Here is a 16,820-nt window from a genome sequence, read left to right on the forward strand (position 1 = left end):
CGGCGCCCAGCGCCACGGCCGCGGCGCCGGCCGCGCCGGAGGGCGCCGAGCCGCTGCCCGAGCATCCGCCGCGCGAGGGGCTGTAAGTCATGGTGCTCGATCCGCTGTGGCTGCTGCTGGCGCTGCCGGTGGCCTTCGCGCTGGGCTGGCTGGCCTCGCGCCTGGAAATGCGGCAATGGGTGCGCGAGCAGCGCGACGCGCCCAAGGCCTACTTCAAGGGACTGAACCTGCTGCTCAACGAGCAGCAGGACAAGGCCATCGACGCCTTCGTCGAGGCCGTGCAGGACGACCCGCACAGCGCCGATCTGCACTTCGCGCTGGGCAACCTGTTCCGCCGCCGGGGCGAGTTTGAGCGCGCGGTGCGCGTGCACCAGCACCTCTTGCAGCGCGGCGACCTGCCCGCCGCCGAGCGCGAGCGCGCGCAGCACGCGCTGGCGCAGGACTTCATGAAGGCGGGGCTGTTCGACCGCGCCGAGGAGGCGTTCCGCGCACTGGAGGGCACGCCCTTCGACACCGAGGCGCGACTGGCGCTGCTGACACTGCACGAGCGTTCGCGCGACTGGCGCGCCGCCGCCGAGGTGGCCGCGCGGCTGGAGAGGAGCGGCATCGGCTCCTTCGCCACGCGCATCTCGCACTACTGGTGCGAACTGGCGCAGGAGGCGGACGCGCGCGGCGACACTGAAGCCGCCGAGGCCGCGCTGCAGCGCGCGCGCGAAGCCGCGCCCACCGCGCCGAGGCCCTGGCTGCAAGAGGGCGAGCGCCACCTGCGCGCCGGCCGCACGGTGCAGGCGCTGCAGAGCTGGGACGCGCTGCGCGCCCGCCACCCGGCCGTGTTCTCGCTGGTGGCCCCGGCCTACGCCCAAGCGGCGTTGTCCCTGGGGCAACCCGCGCCAGCGCGCGAGCAGATCCAGGCGCTCTACGACCAGCAGCCCGACACCGACCTGCTGGGCGCGCTGCGCCGGCTCGACGAGCCCGCCACGGCGGCGCAGCGCCTGCAGTCGCACCTGCGCCAGCAGCCCGCGCTGTCGGTGGCGGCGCAAGTGCTGGAGCTGCCGCCCGCGGAGTGGGCCGAGGACATCCGCACCCGCATCCAGGCCACCGTGGCGCGCGCGGCGCAGCCCATGCAGCGCTACCGCTGCGCGGCCTGCGGCTTCGAAGCGCGGAACTACTTCTGGCAATGCCCGGGCTGCCAGAGCTGGGACACCTATCCGCCGCGGCGCATCGAAGACCTCTGATCCGACGCCCTGCGCCCGACCACCTTGAACCGAACCGCCATGAGCAGCAGCCCGCAGCGCGTCATCCTCTGCATGAAATGGGGCACCAAGTACGGCCCCGAGTACGTCAACCGGCTCTACGCCATGGTGCGCCGCCACCTGCGCGGGGATTTCACCTTCGCGTGCCTGACCGACGACGGCGCCGGCGTGCACCCGGACGTGCGCTGCCTGCCGATTCCGGACCTGGCGCTGCCCACGGGCATTCCCGAGCGCGGCTGGAAGAAGCTCACCACCTTCGAGGCCGACCTGCACGGCCTGCGCGGCACGGCGCTGTTCCTGGACCTGGACGTGGTGATCGTGGACGACATCACGCCCTTCTTCGAGCAGCCGGGGGAGTTCCTGATCATTCACGACTGGAAGCGGCCCTGGCGCGTCACCGGCAACTCCTCGGTCTACCGCTTCGAGCTGGGCGCGCACGCGGACGTGCTGGCGCAGTTCCGGGCCCGGCCCGAAGAGGCGCGCGCCAACTTCCGCAACGAGCAGGCCTTTCTCTCCGACGTGCTGCACAAGCAGGGCAAGCTCGACTACTGGCCCGCCGCCTGGTGCGCGAGCTGGAAGTACCACTGCATCCCGCGCTTCCCGCTGAACTATTTCCGCGCGCCGGCGAAGCCCGAAGGGGCGCGCATCCTGATCTTCCACGGCGTGATGAACCCGCCCGACGCCCTGGCCGGGCGCAGCAACGGCAACTGGCGCCACGCCAGGCCGGCGCCCTGGATCGCCGACCACTGGCGAGCCTGATTGAGGAGAAGTCCCGGGGGGAACCGGCACTGCGCCTGCTGGTGCACCAGCCCCCCCAAGGACTTCTTCGCATGCAAAGCATCCTCGTCACCGGCGGCGCCGGCTTCCTGGGCTCCCATCTGTGCGACCGGCTGCTCGAAGCCGGGCACGACGTGCTGTGCGTGGACAACTTCTTCACCGGCAGCAAGCAGAACATCCGACACCTGCTGGCGAACCCGCACTTCGAGCTGATGCGCCACGACGTGACCTTCCCGCTCTACGTCGAGGTGGGCCGCATCTACAACCTGGCCTGCCCGGCCAGCCCGATCCATTACCAGCACGACCCGGTACAGACCACCAAGACCAGCGTGCACGGCGCGATCAACATGCTGGGCCTGGCCAAGCGCGTGAAGGCGCGCATCCTGCAGGCCTCCACCAGCGAGGTCTACGGCGACCCCGAGATGCATCCGCAGACCGAGGACTACTGGGGCCGCGTCAACCCGATCGGCCCGCGCTCCTGCTACGACGAGGGCAAGCGCTGCGCGGAGACGCTGTTCTTCGACTACCACCGCCAGCACCGGCTGGAGGTGAAGGTGGCGCGCATCTTCAACACCTACGGCCCGCGCATGCACCCCAACGACGGCCGCGTGGTGAGCAACTTCATCGTCCAGGCGCTGCGGGGCCAGGACATCACCATCTACGGCGACGGCCAGCAGACGCGCAGCTTCTGCTACGTGGACGACCTCATCGAGGGCCTGGTGAAACTCATGGACACGCCGGCGGACTTTGCCGGGCCTGTGAACATCGGCAACCCCTGCGAGTTCACGATGCTGCAGCTGGCGGAGCTGGTGCTCAGGCTCGTGGGCGGCAAGTCGAAGCTGACATTCGCGCCGCTGCCCCAGGACGATCCGCGCCAGCGCCGGCCGGACATCTCGGTCGCGCAACGCATGCTGCAGTGGCAGCCGCGCGTGAGCCTGGAGGACGGGCTCAAGGAAACCATCGCGTACTTCCGCGCCACGCTGGCGCGGTGAGGGCCGGGGGGCGCCAGGCATCGCCACGGATGCCGCCTCTGCGCCATCCGCCTGCCATGCAGGCCTGAGCGACATGGGAAAATCCGCCGTTTAGGCGTCGCTGCCTGTCAGGCTGTATAGGCAGTCTGGCAGCATCCGGCACGCCAACGACCCAGGTCGAGCAGGCCATCGAAGGCAGGGAATTCCCCCTGCCTTGCGCCGTACGAGGCTGGGTGAGGCATTCACGCTTTCCCGCCGCCGTCTTTTCCATTGACGGGCGGCCTCTTTCGTCTTCCGCAACACCGATGAGCAAATTCAAGATCCCTGTCTACCAGCCGGACCTCAGCGGCAACGAAAAGGCCTACGTCAACGAGTGCCTGGACACCTCGTGGATCTCGTCGCGGGGTCGCTTTGTGGGGGAGTTCGAGAACCGCTTCGCCTCGCGCATCGGCGTGGCACATGCGGCTTCGGTATGCAACGGCACCGTGGCGCTGCACCTGGCGTTGCTGGCGCTCGGACTGGGGCCCGGCGATGAGGTCATCGTGCCGACGCTGACCTACATCGCCTCGGTCAATGCCATTACCTACACCGGCGCCACGCCGGTCTTCGCGGACTCCGAGGCGCGGGGCTGGCAGCTCGATCCCGCGGACGTGGAGCGGCACATCACGCCACGCACGCGCGCCATCATGCCGGTGCACCTCTACGGCCAGTCCTGCGACATGGACGCGCTCACGGCCCTGGCGCGCAAGCACCGGCTGTTCGTGATCGAGGACTGCGCGGAAGCCTTCGGGACGCTCTACAAGGGCCGGCACGTCGGCACCTTCGGCGACATCTCCACGTTCAGCTTCTTCGGCAACAAGACCATCACCACCGGCGAAGGCGGCATGGTGGTCACCAACGACAAGACGCTGGCCGAGCGCTGCCGCCACTACAAGGGCCAGGGCCTGGCCGCGCACCGCGAGTACTGGCACGACGTGGTGGGCTACAACTACCGCATGACCAACATCGCCGCGGCCATCGGCCTGGCGCAGTTGGAGCGGGCAGACGAGTTCATCGTCGCCAAGCGCGCCCTGGCCGCACGCTACCGCGACGCCCTGGCCGGGCTGCCGCTGGAGTTCCAGGCCGAGCTGACCGAGACGGTACACAGCTACTGGATGGTGTCGGTGCTCACACGCACGCCGGAGCACCGCGAAGGACTGCGCGAGCACCTGGCCGCCGCGGGCATCGAAACCCGCCCGCTGTTCTTCCCCGTGCACACCATGCCGATGTACGACCGTCACTACCGCCGCCACCCGGTAGCCGAAGACCTGGCCTGGCGCGGCATCAACCTGCCCAGCTGGCCCGGCCTGAAGGATGAGGATGTGGCCTGCATCGCCTCGGCGGCACGCGAATACTTCTCCCACCATGGCGCGTGATCTCTACATCCTGGGCACCGCGGGGCTGGCCAAGGAGATCGCCCACCTCGCCCGCTGCATCGACCCGCATGCGCAGCGCTGGGCCACGATCGCTTACGTCGCCGGCTCGGATGCGGAGATCGGACAGCGCCTGCACCACGGCAGCGTGCGCTGCACCGACGCGCAGTTGCTGCAGTTGGGCGTGGACGCGGACGTGGCCATCGGCATCGGGCGCCCGCCCATCCGCCAGAAGCTGGCGTCCCAACTGTCGGCCAATCCGTACCTGCACTTCCCCAACCTCGTCCACCCCGGCGTGATGCTGGACGAGGCCAGCGTGCGGCTGGGGCAGGGCAACCTCATCTGCCAGGGCGCGGCGCTGACCTGCGACATCACGCTGGGCGACTTCAACCTGCTGAACCTCAACGTCACCGTGGGCCACGACACGCACCTGGGCGACTGCAACGTCGTCAACCCCGGTTCCAACATCTCGGGCAACGTGGACATTGGCGACGGCTGCCTGCTGGGCACGGGCGCGCAGGTGCTGGAGCGGCTGCGCATTGCCTCGGCCGTGACGGTGGGCGCGGGGGCGGTCGTGACCCGCTCGCTCGAAGAAGCCGGCGTCTACGTCGGCGCGCCGGCGCGGCGCATCAAATGAGGCGCATCGGCATCCTCGGCCACACCTTCGTCAACTGGGGTGGCGGACTCGATTTCCTGCGCATGGTGGCTGCCAGCCTCAGGGCCACGGGCGAGCCCCTGGAACTGCACCTGCTGCTGCCGGTGGACGGGCCGCTCCTGCGCACGCGCACGGCACTGCGGGCCTTTCGCGACCGCCTCACGCGCGCCACGCCGGCGGCCTTGCCCAGCCGAGCCACCATCGACGCGGCCGTGGCGAGCATCGGCGCCGGTGTCACGCCGCACGAAATCGACATCGGCCGCCAAGCGTTGCGGCGCAGCTTCCGCAAGCTCAACCTGGACGTGCTGGTACCCGCCATCAAGCCGCTGTCGCTGGATGGCGACATGCCCTGGGTCGGCTACGTGTACGACTTCCAGCACCGGCACCTGCCCCAGCTGTTCAGGCCGCGCTCCGCGGCGCGGCGCGACCGTGCCTTCGCCCAGATGCTGGAGCGGGCAAGCTCGGTGATCGTCAACGCCCGGGCGGTCGAGAGCGACATCCGCCGCTTCGTTCCCGGCGCACGCGCCCAGGTATTCGCCCTGCCCTTCAGCGCCGAGCCCAACCCGGCTTGGCTGGAGCTGCCCCCCCCGCCACTGCAGAAGCTGGGCGTGGACGGCCCGTACTTCATCGTCTGCAACCAGTTCTGGCAGCACAAGGACCACCTCACCGCCTTCCGTGCCTTCGCGCAGGTGGCCGCCACGCACCCGACGCTGCACCTGGTATGCACCGGCGAGACGGGCGACTTCCGCAACAACCGCTACTTCGCCGATGTGATGGAGCAGGTGCGCGCCCTGGGCATCGAGCCGCGGGTACATGTGCTGGGATTGATCCCCAAGCACGAGCAGATCGCGCTGCTGCGCCATGCCGTGGCCCTGGTGCAGCCCACACTGTCCGAAGGAGGGCCTGGTGGCGGCGCCGGCTTCGATGCCGTGTCGCTGGGCGTACCCGCCATCCTTTCCGGCATTCCCGTCAACCGGGAAATCGAAGAGCCCCACGTGAGCTTCTTCCGCGCCGGCGACCCGGCCAGCCTGGCAGCGCAGATGCACGCCGCCCTACAGGCCCATCCCGTGGACCGCCCGCCGCCGGCCGTGCTGCTCGAACGCGGCCATGCCCGACGTGCTCGCTGCGGCAATGTTCTTTTGCAGGCTCTGGACGCTGCTCGCCATAACACCAAATGATCTACGCCAACCTGGTCGTGCAGCGCATGCGCGACAACCGGCCCTTCACGCCGGGCGCCGGCCCCAACGGCGGCGACTTCTTCCTGCCTTGGCGCGAGCTGCGCGCGCGCTTCGCCGATGCCGGCATCGAGCTCAACACGCCCGATCGCAACGAGGGCCGCGAGGTCGCCTTCGAGCTGCACCTCAACGCCCAGCGCAACCTTCCCTCCGAGCGGCCCAGCTACACCTTCCTCTACGAGGACCCGCTGGTGCGCCCGCTCAACGCCAACCCGGCGCAGCTCGCGCGCTACCGGCTGGTGTTCACCTGGAACGAGGACCTGATCGACGGCCAGCGCTTCCGCCGCCTGGAGTACCCCAACGACCTGACGGTGAAGGAGGTGCCGGGCTGGGACGGGCGCGACCTGTTCTGCGTGATGCTGGCCTCCAACAAGGCGCTGCGGCACCCAGACCCGCGCAACCTGCACGACAAGCGCATCGAGGCCATCCGCTTCTTCGAGGCACAGGCGCCGCAGCTGTTTGCGCTTTACGGCCGCGGCTGGAACATCCCGGCGGTGCAGCCGGGCGCCTGGGGCCGCATCCGCAAGCGCCTCCACGAGTGGCGCGCCAGGCTGCAGCCCGACTTGAAACCCTTCCCGAGCTGGCGCGGCAGCGTGCACCACAAGAGCGAGGTGCTGCTGCGCGCGCGCTTCGCGCTGTGCTACGAGAACTCACGCGGCGCGCCCGGCTACCTGACGGAGAAGATCTTCGACTGCTTCACCACCGGCTGCGTGCCGGTGTACGTGGGCGGCCCGCGCGCCACGGAGAACATCCCGCGCGAGTGCTACATCGACGGCGACGCCTTTGGCTCGATGGCGCAGCTGCTGCAGGCGCTGCAAGGTATCGACGAAGCGCGTTTCGCCCGCTACCAGCACGCCATGCGCGAGTTCCTGCTCAGCCCGGCCAGCACGCGCTACAGCAACGCGCACTTCTGCCACACGCTGGTGGAGGGCATCACCGCCGATCTGGCACAGCTGCAGCCGCAGGCGCAGCCGGCCTGAGGCCGGCCGCAGCGGGCCTCACCCCGCCGCCTGCGCCCTCACCATGGCTGCGTAGCGCTTGTCCAGCGCCATGAGCTCGGCGTGCGTGCCCTGCTCCACCACGCGGCCGCCTTCGAGCACGCAGATCGCATGCGCGTTGCGCACGGTGCTCAGGCGGTGGGCGATGACGATCATGGTCTTGCGTCCGTGCCACTGCTCCAGCGCCTGCTGGATGGCGCGCTCGCTCTCGGTGTCCAGCGCCGAGGTGGCCTCGTCCAGGATCCACACCGGCGCGTCCTTGTAGAGCGCGCGCGCGATGGCCAGGCGCTGGCGCTGCCCACCCGAGAGCCGGCTGCCGTTGATGCCGATGGACGCGTCCAACCCTTCGGGCTGCGACTCGACGAAGTCCCACAGCGCCGCCGCCCGCAGGCAGCTCTCCACGCGCGCGAGGTCGCGCGGCTGGGCGTACACCACGTTGTCGGCGATGGAGGCATCGAAGAGCACGATGTCCTGCGTCACCACCGCGAACTGCCGGCGCAGCGAGGCCTTGCTCAGCTCCCGCAGCGACACGCCGTCCAGCTGTACATCGCCCGCGTCCGGCGCCGTGAAGCCCAGCAGCGCGTTGACCACCGTGCTCTTGCCCGCGCCGGAGCTGCCCACCAGCGCCACGGTGCGCCCGGCAGGCACGGCCAGGCTCAGGTGGTCCAGCGCGGGACGCTCGGCGCCGGGGTAGCGCAGCGAGACGTCCTCGAAACGGATCTCGCCGCTGGCCTGCTCCAGCGTGCGCCGGCCCGGGTCGGGCTCGGCCGGCTCGTCCAGCAGCTCGAAGGTGCCGCGCGCGGTGATCAGCGCCGCGGTGATGGGCCGCGACACGTCGGTAAGGTGACGCGTCTTGGACACCAGCAGCAGCAGCGCCGCGACGTAGGCCGCGAACTCGCCCACGGTGGAGCCGTCGGTCTGCGCCTGGTACAGCGCCAGGGTGACGATGGCGGCCACGCCGAAGCTGGCGGCGAGCTGCGAGATCGGCGTCATCAGCGCCGACGCGGCCACGCTCTTGACGTCCATGCGCTGCACGTGGCTCGCCTGCCGATTGAAGCGCCCGCGCTCGAACTCGGTGGCGTCGAAGGTACGGATCACGCGCCAGGCGCGCGCCAGGTCGTCCACCACGGCCACCAGCCCGATCTGCGCCTCGTAGGCCGCGCTGCCCACCTTGTGCACGCGCCGGTGCACCAGCCGCACGCCCACGCCCAGCAGCGGCACGGTGATGAGCGACAGCGCCGTGAGCTGCCAGTTGAGATAGCAGAGGTAGACCAGCAGCGCCAGCGCGGTGGTGCCGTCGCGCAGCAGCGTCAGCATCGCGCCACCGAGCATCTCGGCGATGTTCTGCGGGTCGTTGATGGTCTTGGACACCACCACGCCCGACGACAGCCGCGCGAACAGCGAGGCATCGGCGCGCAGCACCGCATCGGCGAGGTCGCGCCGCAGGCCCAGCACCACGCGGGAGAGGCTGCGGCGCAGCATGTAGGTGCCGGCGAAGCTGAACACCCCGCGCAGCAGGAACAGCCCGATCAGCGTCACCGGCACCATCCACAGCGGAAAGGCGGGCTCGGCCAGGAAGCCCTTGTCCAGGCCGACCTGCAGCAGCTTGGGGATCAGCGGCTCGGTGGCCGAGCCCAGCAGGAAGGCCACCACCGAGACCAGCAGCCCGTAGCGCTGCGGCCAGAAATAGCGGCCCAGCCGCTTGGCGACCTCTCGGTTGCTGGTGGGCGTACTGCTCGTGCGGGACGCCGACGAGGACCCAGTCGAAGGGGGGGTGGTAGTCATCAGGGGCGGGATGCTATCGAAGTTTTCCGCGGCCCCCGCCCAGTGCCGGGCGGCTTTCGGAACCTCCCGTGAAAGGAGCCTCCATGCCCTTGCCTACCGTGATTCGTCCGTGGCCAGCGCTGGCCCGAGGCGTCGTGCTGACACTGCTGATGGTGGCTGCCACGGCCGCGCACGGAGCCGCAGTGGACGTGAACACCGCCACGCAGGCGCAGCTGGAGCAGTTGCGCGGCATCGGCGTGTCGATGTCGGAAAAGCTGCTGGCCGAGCGCGCGAAGCAGCCCTTCGCCGACTGGGCCGACCTGATCGCGCGCGTGCCCGGCGTCAGCGTCCGCAGCGCCGAGCGGCTGTCGGCCCAGGGGCTGCGCGTGGGCGAGCGGGCCTACGAGCCGCCGCCGCGCTGACGCTCATCAATGCTTGTCGTGCCCCCGGCCGTGGCCGTGACCGTGATGGTGGTCGTCGCGGTCGTGGCGCCCGCCGCGGTCATGGTCGTGGTCATGGCGCCTGCCGCGATCGCCGTGGTCATGGCGCTCGCCGCGGTGCGGCAGCACGTGCTGGCGGTACCAGCGGTCCTGCACGAAGTACACCGGCACGCCGCAGGCGTTGTAGCGGCCGCAGTAGCTCCTCCATTTCTTCTGGTGCCCCGGCGGCACCCACAGGTACACCGGCTGGGGCTGCGCCACCACGTAGGCCGGCTGCTGAATGACCACCGGCTGCTGCACCACCACCGCGGGCTGCGGGAAGCGGCCGACGTCGATGCGGCCGTACACGCCCGGCTGGCTGATCTGCACCGACACGCCCACGTCCGTGGCGTGCGCGGGGGCAAGGGACAACAGCGAAACGGCAGCCAGCGCGGCGCTCAGCAGGACTCTCATCGGGATCTTTGCAAAGTAATCGAAGCATCCCAACGCACCGCGCGCCCGTGGCGGCGACAGCGCCGGCGGCGCAGTTGCATCAGCTTGTAGCGTCGGCGCCGTACACCAGGCGGCTCAGGCCGTGCGTGCCACGCGCCCAGCGCGCCAGCGCCTCGTCGGACGGATAGAAGCGCGCCGCGTCGCCCAGGTCCAGCTCGGCCTGCGCGCCCTCGCGCTGCAGCAGCAGCCGCACCGTCAGGCCCTGCACCTGCTCGCCGGCCTCGTCCTCGGTGCGCCGCGCCGGGAAGTCGCGCAGCACCTCCTCCACCGGCGGCGCGGTGCCGTTGACCGGCACGCGCAGGTAGCGCGCGAAACGGCAGCGCGCGGCGGCCAGGTCCCACACCTGCTGCACGTTGAGCCGCAGCCCGCCGCTGAAGCGGTCCGGCTGGCACTTGCCCTGCACGATGACGAGCTCGTCGTCGCGCAGCAGCTCCTTGTTGGCGTCCAGCAGCCGCTCGTCGGCCACGGCCTCGATGAAGCCGCTGCGGTCGTCGAGCTTGAAGATGCCCACGCGCCCGCGCGCGCCGTTGACGATGCGCAGCTCGGTCACGATGCCCGCCAGCAGCTGCGGCTCGCGGCTGTCCTGCAGGTCGGCCACGCGCAGCCGCGCGAAGCGCCGCACCTCCTGCTCGCACTGGTCAAAAAGGTGGCCGCTCAGGAAGAAGCCGATGGCCGTCTTCTCGTGCAGCAGCCGCTCCTTGATGCTCCAGGGCTCCACCGCCACCAGCGGCGGCTCCTGGGCGCTGGAGCCGTGGCTGTCGTCGCCGAAGTCGAACAGCCCGCCCTGGTCGGCATGCGCGGCCTGCGTGTTGGCCCATTCGAAGGCCAGGCTCACGCTGGCCAGCAGCGAAGCGCGCTGGTCGGGATGCAGGGTGTCGAAGGCACCGGCCTTGACCAGCGCTTCCGCCACGCGCTTGTTGACGCGGCCGCGGTCCACGCGGGCGCAGAAGTCGAAGATGCTCTTGAAGGACCCGCCCTCCTTGCGCGCGGCGACGATGGCCTCGATGGCGCCCTGGCCCGTGCCCTTGATCGCGCCCAGCCCGTAGCGGATGCGCTTGTTCTCTACCGGCTCGAAGCGGTAGACGCTGTGGTTCACGTCCGGCGGGTCGAACTCGATGCCGAAGTTGCCGCGCGCATCGGCCAGCAGCACCTTGAGCTTGTCGGTGTCGTCGAGCTCGATGGTCATGTTGGCCGCGAAGAACTCGGCCGTGTAGTGCACCTTGAGCCAGGCCGTGTGGTAGGCCAGCAGCGAGTACGCGGCGGCGTGCGACTTGTTGAAGCCGTAGCCCGCAAACTTCTCCATCAGGTCGAAGACCTCGTCGGCCTTGGCCTGGTCGATGCCCTTCTCCTTCGCACCGGCGCGGAAGATCTCGCGGTGCTTGGCCATCTCCTCGGGCTTCTTCTTGCCCATGGCGCGGCGCAGCATGTCGGCGCCGCCGAGCGAGTAGCCGCCCAGCACCTGCGCCACCTGCATCACCTGCTCCTGGTAGACCATGATCCCGTAGGTCTCGGCCAGCACCGGCTCGGTGAAGGGATGCGGGTACTCCACCGGCTCGCGCCCGTGCTTGCGCGCCACGAAGGTGGGGATCAGGTCCATCGGGCCCGGACGGTAGAGCGCGTTGAGCGCGATCAGGTCCTCCAGCCGGCTGGGCTTGGCGTCGCGCAGCATGCCCTGCATGCCGCGGCTTTCGAACTGGAACACCGCCTCCGTCAGGCCCTTGGAGAACAGCTCGTAGACGCGCCGGTCGTCCAGCGGGATGGTCTCGAAGGCGAAGTCCTTCTGGTCCGCGTGGCGCTTGACGATGAACTCGCGCGCCAACTCCAGGATGGTCAGCGTGGCCAGCCCCAGGAAGTCGAACTTCACCAGGCCGATGGCCTCCACGTCGTCCTTGTCGTACTGGCTCACCGCCGAGGTGCTGCCGGGCTGCTGGTACAGCGGGCAGAAGTCGGTGATCTTGCCCGGCGCGATCAGCACGCCGCCGGCGTGCATGCCGATGTTGCGCACCAGGCCTTCGACGTTCATGGCCAGCTTCAGCAGCTCCGCCACTTCCTCTTCGGCCGCTTCGCGCTGCTCCAGCTCCGGCGCCTCCTGGCGCGCGTAGATGACGTTGGATTCGGGCTTGTCCGGCACCTTCGCCAGCGTCACCGTCTTGCCCGGCGGCGCGGGAATGAGCTTGGCGATGCTGTCCACGTGGCCATAGCCCATGCCCAGCACGCGACCCACGTCGCGCAGCGCGGCCTTGGCGGCCATGGTGCCGAAGGTGGCGATCTGGCTCACCGCCTCGCGGCCGTACTTGTCCTTGACGTACTCGATGACCCGGTCGCGGTTGCCCTGGCAGAAGTCGATGTCGAAGTCGGGCATCGACACGCGCTCGGGGTTGAGGAAGCGCTCGAACAACAGGTTGTATTGCAGCGGGTCGAGGTCCGTGATCAGCAGCGCGTAGGCCACCAGCGAGCCCGCGCCGGAGCCCCGGCCCGGGCCCACCGGGCAGCCGTTCTCCTTGGCCCACTTGATGAAGTCCGACACGATCAGGAAGTAGCCCGGGAAGCCCATCTTCAGGATGGTCCCGATCTCAAACTCCAGCCGCTCCACGTAGCGCGGGCGCTCCGCCTCGCGCTTGGCCTCGTCGGAAAACAGCATCTTCAGCCGCCCTTCCAGGCCCTCGAAGGAGGCCTGCCGGAAGTAGTCGGCGATGGGCATGCGGCTGCCGTCGGGCAGCAGCGGCGTGGGGAAGTCCGGCAACTGCGGCTTGCCCAGCACCAGGCTCAGGCTGCAGCGCTTGGCGATCTCGACGCTGTTCTCCAGCGCGCTGGGGATGTCGGCGAACAGCGCCTCCATCTGCGCCTGGGTCTTGAAGTACTGCTCGCGCGTGAAGCGTTTCACCCGGCGCGGGTTGCCCAGGGTCTCGCCCTCGGCGATGCACACGCGCGCCTCGTGGGCCTCGAAGTCCTCGGGCTCCAGGAACTGGACCGGGTGCGTGGCCACCACGGGCAGCTGCAGCTGTGCCGCGAGCTGCACCGCCGAGCGCACGTGCGCCTCGTTGCCGGGCAGCCCGGCGCGCTGCAGCTCCAGGTAGAAGCGCTGCGGGAACAGCGCCGCCAAGCGCTGCGCCGCGGCCTTGGCGCGGCGCGTGTCGCCGGCGGTGAGGGCCATGCCCACGCAGCCGCAGTCGGCGCCGGACAGCACGATCAGCCCGCCCGCGAGCTCCTGCAGCCACTCCCACTTCACCCAGGCCTGGGCGCGCTGGGTGTTGCGCGTCCAGGCGCGGGCCAGCAGTTCGCTGAGGTTGTGGTAGCCGTCGATGTCCTGCACCAGCAGCGCCAGGCGGCTCGGCTGGCTCTGGCCTTCCTCGGGCTCCATCCACACGTCCACGCCGATGACGGGCTTGAGGCCCTTCTTGCGGCAGGTGTTGTAGAACTTGACCGCTCCGAAGAGGTTGTTCAGGTCGGTGATGCCCAGCGCCACTTGGCCGTCCTTGCGGGCGGCGGCCACGGCCTCGTCGATGCGGAGGGTGCCGTCGACGACGGAATATTCGGTATGAGTGCGCAGGTGAACGAAAGGCATCGCGGGATTTTACGGAGGGGGGCCTGACAGAATCCCGGCCGTGAATGCCGTTCTGAACATCTCCGCCTACAAGTTCCTCTCCCTGCTCGACACGGGCGCGCTGCGCGAAAAGCTCCACGCCGAAGCCTTGACACGGGGCCTCAAGGGCACCGTGCTGCTGGCCGAGGAAGGCATCAACCTGTTCCTGGCCGGCGCGCCGGAGGCGGTGCGCGACTGGGTCGCGCAGCTTCAATCGGATGCGCGTTTTGCCGATATCGCGCCGAAGGAAAGCTTCAGCGACACGGTGCCCTTCCGGCGGCTGCTGGTGAAGGTGAAGCGGGAGATCATTCGCATGAACCATCCGGCCATCCGCCCCGCGCAGGGCCGCGCGCCGGCGCTACCGGCGCCCACCCTGGCGCGCTGGCTCGAACAGGGCCACGACGACGACGGCCGCCCGGTGGTGATGCTGGACACGCGCAACGGCTTCGAGGTGGACGCCGGCGCCTTCGAGGACGCCATCGACTGGCGGCTGAAGAAGTTCAGCGACTTCCCCGCCGCGCTGCACGCCCACCTCGGACAGCTCCAGGACAAGACGGTGGTGAGCTACTGCACCGGCGGCATCCGCTGCGAGAAGGCGGCGCTGCTGATGCAGGAGGCGGGCCTGGCGCACGTGTGGCAGCTCGAAGGCGGCATCCTCAAGTACTTTGAGCAGACGCACGCCCCGCGCTGGCGCGGCGCCTGTTTCGTCTTCGACGAGCGAGAAGGGCTGGCACCCGACCTGCAGCCCGCGCCGGCCTGCTGACGATGGGCATACGGGCGGTGCTGGTACGGATGGCCGGCGTGGCACTGCTGGCCACCTCGCTGCTGGTAGCGGTGTCGCATGCGCCGGAGCGCCCGGCGCAGACGCTGGTGGAACGCTGGGCCGCACCGCCCTCGCGCTTCATGGAGGTGGACGAGCGCGTGCTGCACCTGCGCGACGAGGGGCCGCTGCTGGATCCGCAGCCCCTGGTGCTGCTGCACGGCCTGGGCGGCAGCCTGCACGACTGGGAGGACTGGGCCCGGGCGCTGCGCAACACGCACCGCGTGATCCGCATCGACCTGCCCGGCAACGGCCTCTCGGACCCGGCCCGCGAAGGGAACTACCGCAGCGAGGCCGACGCGCGGCGCGTGCTGGCGCTGCTGGACCAGTTGGGCGTGGAGCGCATGCGCCTGGTCGGCCATGGCCATGGCGGCGAGGTGGCGGCGCAGATGGCGCTGCAGGCGCCCCGGCGCGTGGCGCGGCTGCTGCTGGTATCCAGCGCGCCGCAGGACCCGGAGTCGCTGCCCGTGCCGCTGCGCGTGCTGCCCTCGCTGCCGCTGCCGCAGTGGCTGGTGGCCTCGATGCTGCCGCGCCTGCTGGTGAGCAGCACGCTGCAATGGCTCTACGCCCCGAGCGCGAAAGTGACCGCGGCGCGGGTGGACCGGCGCCAGGAGCTGCTGCAGCGCGAGGGCAACCGCTGGGCACTGCTGCAGCAGTGGCGCCAGCGGCCGGGCGAGCAGGAAAGCGAGGCAATGTTCAGCCAGCTGAAAGTGCCCGTGCTGCTGCTGTGGGGCAACGAGGACAGCCTGACGCCGCTGGTCCAGGCGCAGTCGCTGCGCAGCAAGATCCCGGGCAGCCGTCTGCTGCTGCTCTCCGGCGTGGGCCACCTGCCACAGGAAGAAGCGCCGGCCCGCAGCCTGGCGGCGGTGCAGCCCTTCCTCGACGGGCATTGAGCACAGGGGCCGCTCAGGTCCGCAGCGCCTTGAGCACCTCGGAGCGGAACTCGCGCTGGTACAGCACCCACAGCACGCCGGCGGTGGCGGCCATGAAGAACACCGGCGAGAAGAACCAGCCCACCACGGCGAAAGCCATGTAGTAGGCGCGCAGCCCGTCGTTGAAGGCCTCGGCCGCCAGCGCCATGACATGGCCGGCGCGGTCGGCGAAGGCTTCGCGCTCGGCCGGGGCGCGCTCGCCCATGCCGGCGAAGACATCCCGGTCCGGGGCCGCCCCGACCAGCAGCGCGCCGAAGCTGTACTGGCGCAGGCTCCAGGTGAAGCGGAAGAAGGCGTGCACGAAGATGCCCGTGAGCAGCACCAGCTTGAGGTCGAAGATCAGCACGCTGGTGCGGGCGGCGAACGGGATCTCCTTGACCAGCTCCGCCACGCGCTCGGTCGTGGACAGCATGGCCAGCAGGCCGCCGATGATCAGGATGGTGGTGGAGGCGAAGAAGCTCGGCCCCGAGGTCATGCTCTGCACCACCACGCCGTCGAGCACGCGGTTGTCGCGGAAGGTGGCCTGCAGCATCCACTGCCGCCGCACCCGGTTGCTGGTAGCCAGCAGCGAACGCTCGGCGAAGCCCTGGCGCCGCGAGAAGGTGGCGTAGCCCGCCCAACCACCCAGGAACCAAGCCAGCGCCAGCCAGTCCGGCCAGGGCAGCACACCCAGCAGGTCGATCAAATTTTTCATGGGGCGCCACTGTAGCGACGCCCCGGGGCGGGCCCGGGCCGGGGCGATCAGGGCGCCAGGTCGAACACCAGCACCTCGGCGTCCTTCCCGGCGCGCAACTCGATGCGCGGCTCGTCGCGCAGCATCGCCGCGTCGCCGGCGCGCAGGCGCTGGCCGTTGAGCTCCACGCTGCCGCGTGCCACGTGCACGCAGCCCAGGCGGCCCGCGTCCAGCATCAGCGTGGCGGACTCCTCGCCGTCGAAGCAGCCGGCGTGCAGCCGCGCGTCGGCATGCCAGCGCAGCGCGCCCTCCCACGCATCGGGTGCCGCCACCAGCGCCAGCCGGCCGCGCTTGCGCGCGGGATCCACCGCCTGCTGCGCGTAGCCGGGCTCGATGCCGGTCTCGCGGGGCAGCAGCCAGATCTGCAGGAAATGCGTCACCGCGCCGGGGGCGCCGTTCGTCTCGCTGTGGCGCACGCCACGGCCGGCGCTCATCACCTGCACCTCGCCAGGCCGGATGAGGCCGGCGTGGCCCAGGCTGTCGCGGTGCGCCAACGCGCCTTCGAGCACGACGCTCAGGATCTCCATGTCGCGGTGGCCATGGGTGCCGAAGCCGGTGCCGGGGGCGATGCGGTCCTCGTTGATCACCCGCAAGTTGCCGAAGCCCATGTGGGCCGGGTCGAAGTAGTCGGCAAACGAGAAGGTGTGAAAGCTTTTGAGCCAGCCGTGGTCGGCAAAGCCCCGGTCCTCCGATTTGCGCACGCTGATCATGCGGACCACTGTAGGCAACCAAGCTGTAACCAAGCCGTTAAGGGC

The 16,820-nt window shown here is 70.0% G+C and carries 15 protein-coding genes; 10 read left to right on the forward strand and 5 right to left on the reverse strand.

Annotated features, from left to right (window positions below; translation table 11 throughout):
- Positions 1 to 89: 89 nt before the first annotated feature.
- The 7 genes from lapB (at position 90) to Q0741_RS15025 (ending at position 7,283) form a co-directional block, all read left to right on the forward strand.
- Positions 90 to 1,235, forward strand: coding sequence for a lipopolysaccharide assembly protein LapB (gene lapB / locus Q0741_RS14995; protein WP_298234017.1), 1,146 nt, complete (start codon positions 90 to 92; stop codon positions 1,233 to 1,235).
- A 39-nt stretch (positions 1,236 to 1,274) separates the two neighbouring features.
- Positions 1,275 to 2,012, forward strand: coding sequence for a glycosyltransferase (locus Q0741_RS15000; protein ID WP_298234018.1), 738 nt, complete (start codon positions 1,275 to 1,277; stop codon positions 2,010 to 2,012).
- A gap of 71 nt (positions 2,013 to 2,083) precedes the next feature.
- Positions 2,084 to 3,022: a UDP-glucuronic acid decarboxylase family protein gene (locus tag Q0741_RS15005; RefSeq protein WP_298234019.1), complete on the forward strand. Its 939-nt coding sequence runs from the start codon at positions 2,084 to 2,086 to the stop codon at positions 3,020 to 3,022.
- A 284-nt stretch (positions 3,023 to 3,306) separates the two neighbouring features.
- Positions 3,307 to 4,416: a DegT/DnrJ/EryC1/StrS aminotransferase family protein gene (locus Q0741_RS15010; RefSeq protein ID WP_298234020.1), complete on the forward strand. Its 1,110-nt coding sequence runs from the start codon at positions 3,307 to 3,309 to the stop codon at positions 4,414 to 4,416.
- Positions 4,406 to 5,050, forward strand: coding sequence for a NeuD/PglB/VioB family sugar acetyltransferase (locus tag Q0741_RS15015; RefSeq protein WP_298234021.1), 645 nt, complete (start codon positions 4,406 to 4,408; stop codon positions 5,048 to 5,050). Before Q0741_RS15010 ends, Q0741_RS15015 begins: the two co-directional genes overlap by 11 nt.
- Complete coding sequence (locus Q0741_RS15020) at positions 5,047 to 6,246, forward strand: glycosyltransferase (protein WP_298234022.1); 1,200 nt, start codon at positions 5,047 to 5,049, stop codon at positions 6,244 to 6,246. Before Q0741_RS15015 ends, Q0741_RS15020 begins: the two co-directional genes overlap by 4 nt.
- Entirely contained in the window at positions 6,243 to 7,283 is a 1,041-nt protein-coding gene (locus Q0741_RS15025) for a glycosyltransferase family 10 (protein WP_298234023.1), read from the forward strand. Before Q0741_RS15020 ends, Q0741_RS15025 begins: the two co-directional genes overlap by 4 nt.
- Positions 7,284 to 7,301: 18 nt before the next feature.
- Here the strand turns inward: Q0741_RS15025 and Q0741_RS15030 are convergent, their stop codons facing one another.
- Positions 7,302 to 9,086 carry an ABC transporter transmembrane domain-containing protein gene (locus Q0741_RS15030; protein ID WP_298234024.1) on the reverse strand — a complete coding sequence of 595 codons (1,785 nt, stop codon included), beginning with the start codon at positions 9,084 to 9,086 and terminating at the stop codon, positions 7,302 to 7,304.
- A gap of 83 nt (positions 9,087 to 9,169) precedes the next feature.
- On the opposite strand from Q0741_RS15030, the gene Q0741_RS15035 reads away from it, so the two are divergent.
- A complete protein-coding gene (locus tag Q0741_RS15035; RefSeq protein ID WP_298234025.1) occupies positions 9,170 to 9,487 on the forward strand; it encodes a helix-hairpin-helix domain-containing protein in 318 nt (105 codons plus the stop codon).
- A 6-nt stretch (positions 9,488 to 9,493) separates the two neighbouring features.
- Here the strand turns inward: Q0741_RS15035 and Q0741_RS15040 are convergent, their stop codons facing one another.
- Together Q0741_RS15040 and dnaE are read right to left on the reverse strand one after the other, a co-directional pair.
- Positions 9,494 to 9,958 carry a hypothetical protein gene (locus Q0741_RS15040; RefSeq protein WP_298234026.1) on the reverse strand — a complete coding sequence of 155 codons (465 nt, stop codon included), beginning with the start codon at positions 9,956 to 9,958 and terminating at the stop codon, positions 9,494 to 9,496.
- A gap of 79 nt (positions 9,959 to 10,037) precedes the next feature.
- Complete coding sequence (dnaE, locus tag Q0741_RS15045) at positions 10,038 to 13,562, reverse strand: DNA polymerase III subunit alpha (protein ID WP_298234027.1); 3,525 nt, start codon at positions 13,560 to 13,562, stop codon at positions 10,038 to 10,040.
- Between the two features lie 40 nt (positions 13,563 to 13,602).
- On the opposite strand from dnaE, the gene Q0741_RS15050 reads away from it, so the two are divergent.
- Entirely contained in the window at positions 13,603 to 14,343 is a 741-nt protein-coding gene (locus Q0741_RS15050; RefSeq protein WP_298234028.1) for a sulfurtransferase, read from the forward strand.
- 38 nt (positions 14,344 to 14,381) lie between these two features.
- Positions 14,382 to 15,293, forward strand: a complete 912-nt coding sequence (locus tag Q0741_RS15055) for an alpha/beta fold hydrolase (protein WP_298234029.1) — start codon at positions 14,382 to 14,384, stop codon at positions 15,291 to 15,293.
- Between the two features lie 13 nt (positions 15,294 to 15,306).
- Here Q0741_RS15055 and Q0741_RS15060 read toward each other — a convergent pair whose 3' ends face one another.
- Complete coding sequence (locus tag Q0741_RS15060) at positions 15,307 to 16,026, reverse strand: DUF599 domain-containing protein (RefSeq protein WP_298234030.1); 720 nt, start codon at positions 16,024 to 16,026, stop codon at positions 15,307 to 15,309.
- A 47-nt stretch (positions 16,027 to 16,073) separates the two neighbouring features.
- The gene (locus Q0741_RS15065) at positions 16,074 to 16,775 is read right to left on the reverse strand and encodes a pirin family protein (protein ID WP_298234031.1); all 702 of its coding nucleotides are present in this window, start codon (positions 16,773 to 16,775) and stop codon (positions 16,074 to 16,076) included.
- Positions 16,776 to 16,820: the final 45 nt, after the last annotated feature.

This window comes from uncultured Azohydromonas sp. (genome assembly GCF_937926365.1).
Taxonomy (GTDB): domain Bacteria; phylum Pseudomonadota; class Gammaproteobacteria; order Burkholderiales; family Burkholderiaceae_C; genus Azohydromonas.

Excerpts from the sequence above, each read along its gene's own strand:
- lapB (WP_298234017.1), top strand. The coding sequence starts at position 90 with ATGGTGCTCGATCCGCTGTGGCTGCTGCTGGCGCTGCCGGTGGCCTTC.
- Q0741_RS15000 (WP_298234018.1), top strand. The coding sequence starts at position 1,275 with ATGAGCAGCAGCCCGCAGCGCGTCATCCTCTGCATGAAATGGGGCACC.
- Q0741_RS15005 (WP_298234019.1), top strand. The coding sequence starts at position 2,084 with ATGCAAAGCATCCTCGTCACCGGCGGCGCCGGCTTCCTGGGCTCCCAT.
- Q0741_RS15010 (WP_298234020.1), top strand. The coding sequence starts at position 3,307 with ATGAGCAAATTCAAGATCCCTGTCTACCAGCCGGACCTCAGCGGCAAC.
- Q0741_RS15015 (WP_298234021.1), top strand. The coding sequence starts at position 4,406 with ATGGCGCGTGATCTCTACATCCTGGGCACCGCGGGGCTGGCCAAGGAG.
- Q0741_RS15020 (WP_298234022.1), top strand. The coding sequence starts at position 5,047 with ATGAGGCGCATCGGCATCCTCGGCCACACCTTCGTCAACTGGGGTGGC.
- Q0741_RS15025 (WP_298234023.1), top strand. The coding sequence starts at position 6,243 with ATGATCTACGCCAACCTGGTCGTGCAGCGCATGCGCGACAACCGGCCC.
- Q0741_RS15030 (WP_298234024.1), bottom strand. The coding sequence starts at position 9,086 with ATGACTACCACCCCCCCTTCGACTGGGTCCTCGTCGGCGTCCCGCACG.
- Q0741_RS15035 (WP_298234025.1), top strand. The coding sequence starts at position 9,170 with ATGCCCTTGCCTACCGTGATTCGTCCGTGGCCAGCGCTGGCCCGAGGC.
- Q0741_RS15040 (WP_298234026.1), bottom strand. The coding sequence starts at position 9,958 with ATGAGAGTCCTGCTGAGCGCCGCGCTGGCTGCCGTTTCGCTGTTGTCC.
- dnaE (WP_298234027.1), bottom strand. The coding sequence starts at position 13,562 with ATGCCTTTCGTTCACCTGCGCACTCATACCGAATATTCCGTCGTCGAC.
- Q0741_RS15060 (WP_298234030.1), bottom strand. The coding sequence starts at position 16,026 with ATGAAAAATTTGATCGACCTGCTGGGTGTGCTGCCCTGGCCGGACTGG.
- Q0741_RS15065 (WP_298234031.1), bottom strand. The coding sequence starts at position 16,775 with ATGATCAGCGTGCGCAAATCGGAGGACCGGGGCTTTGCCGACCACGGC.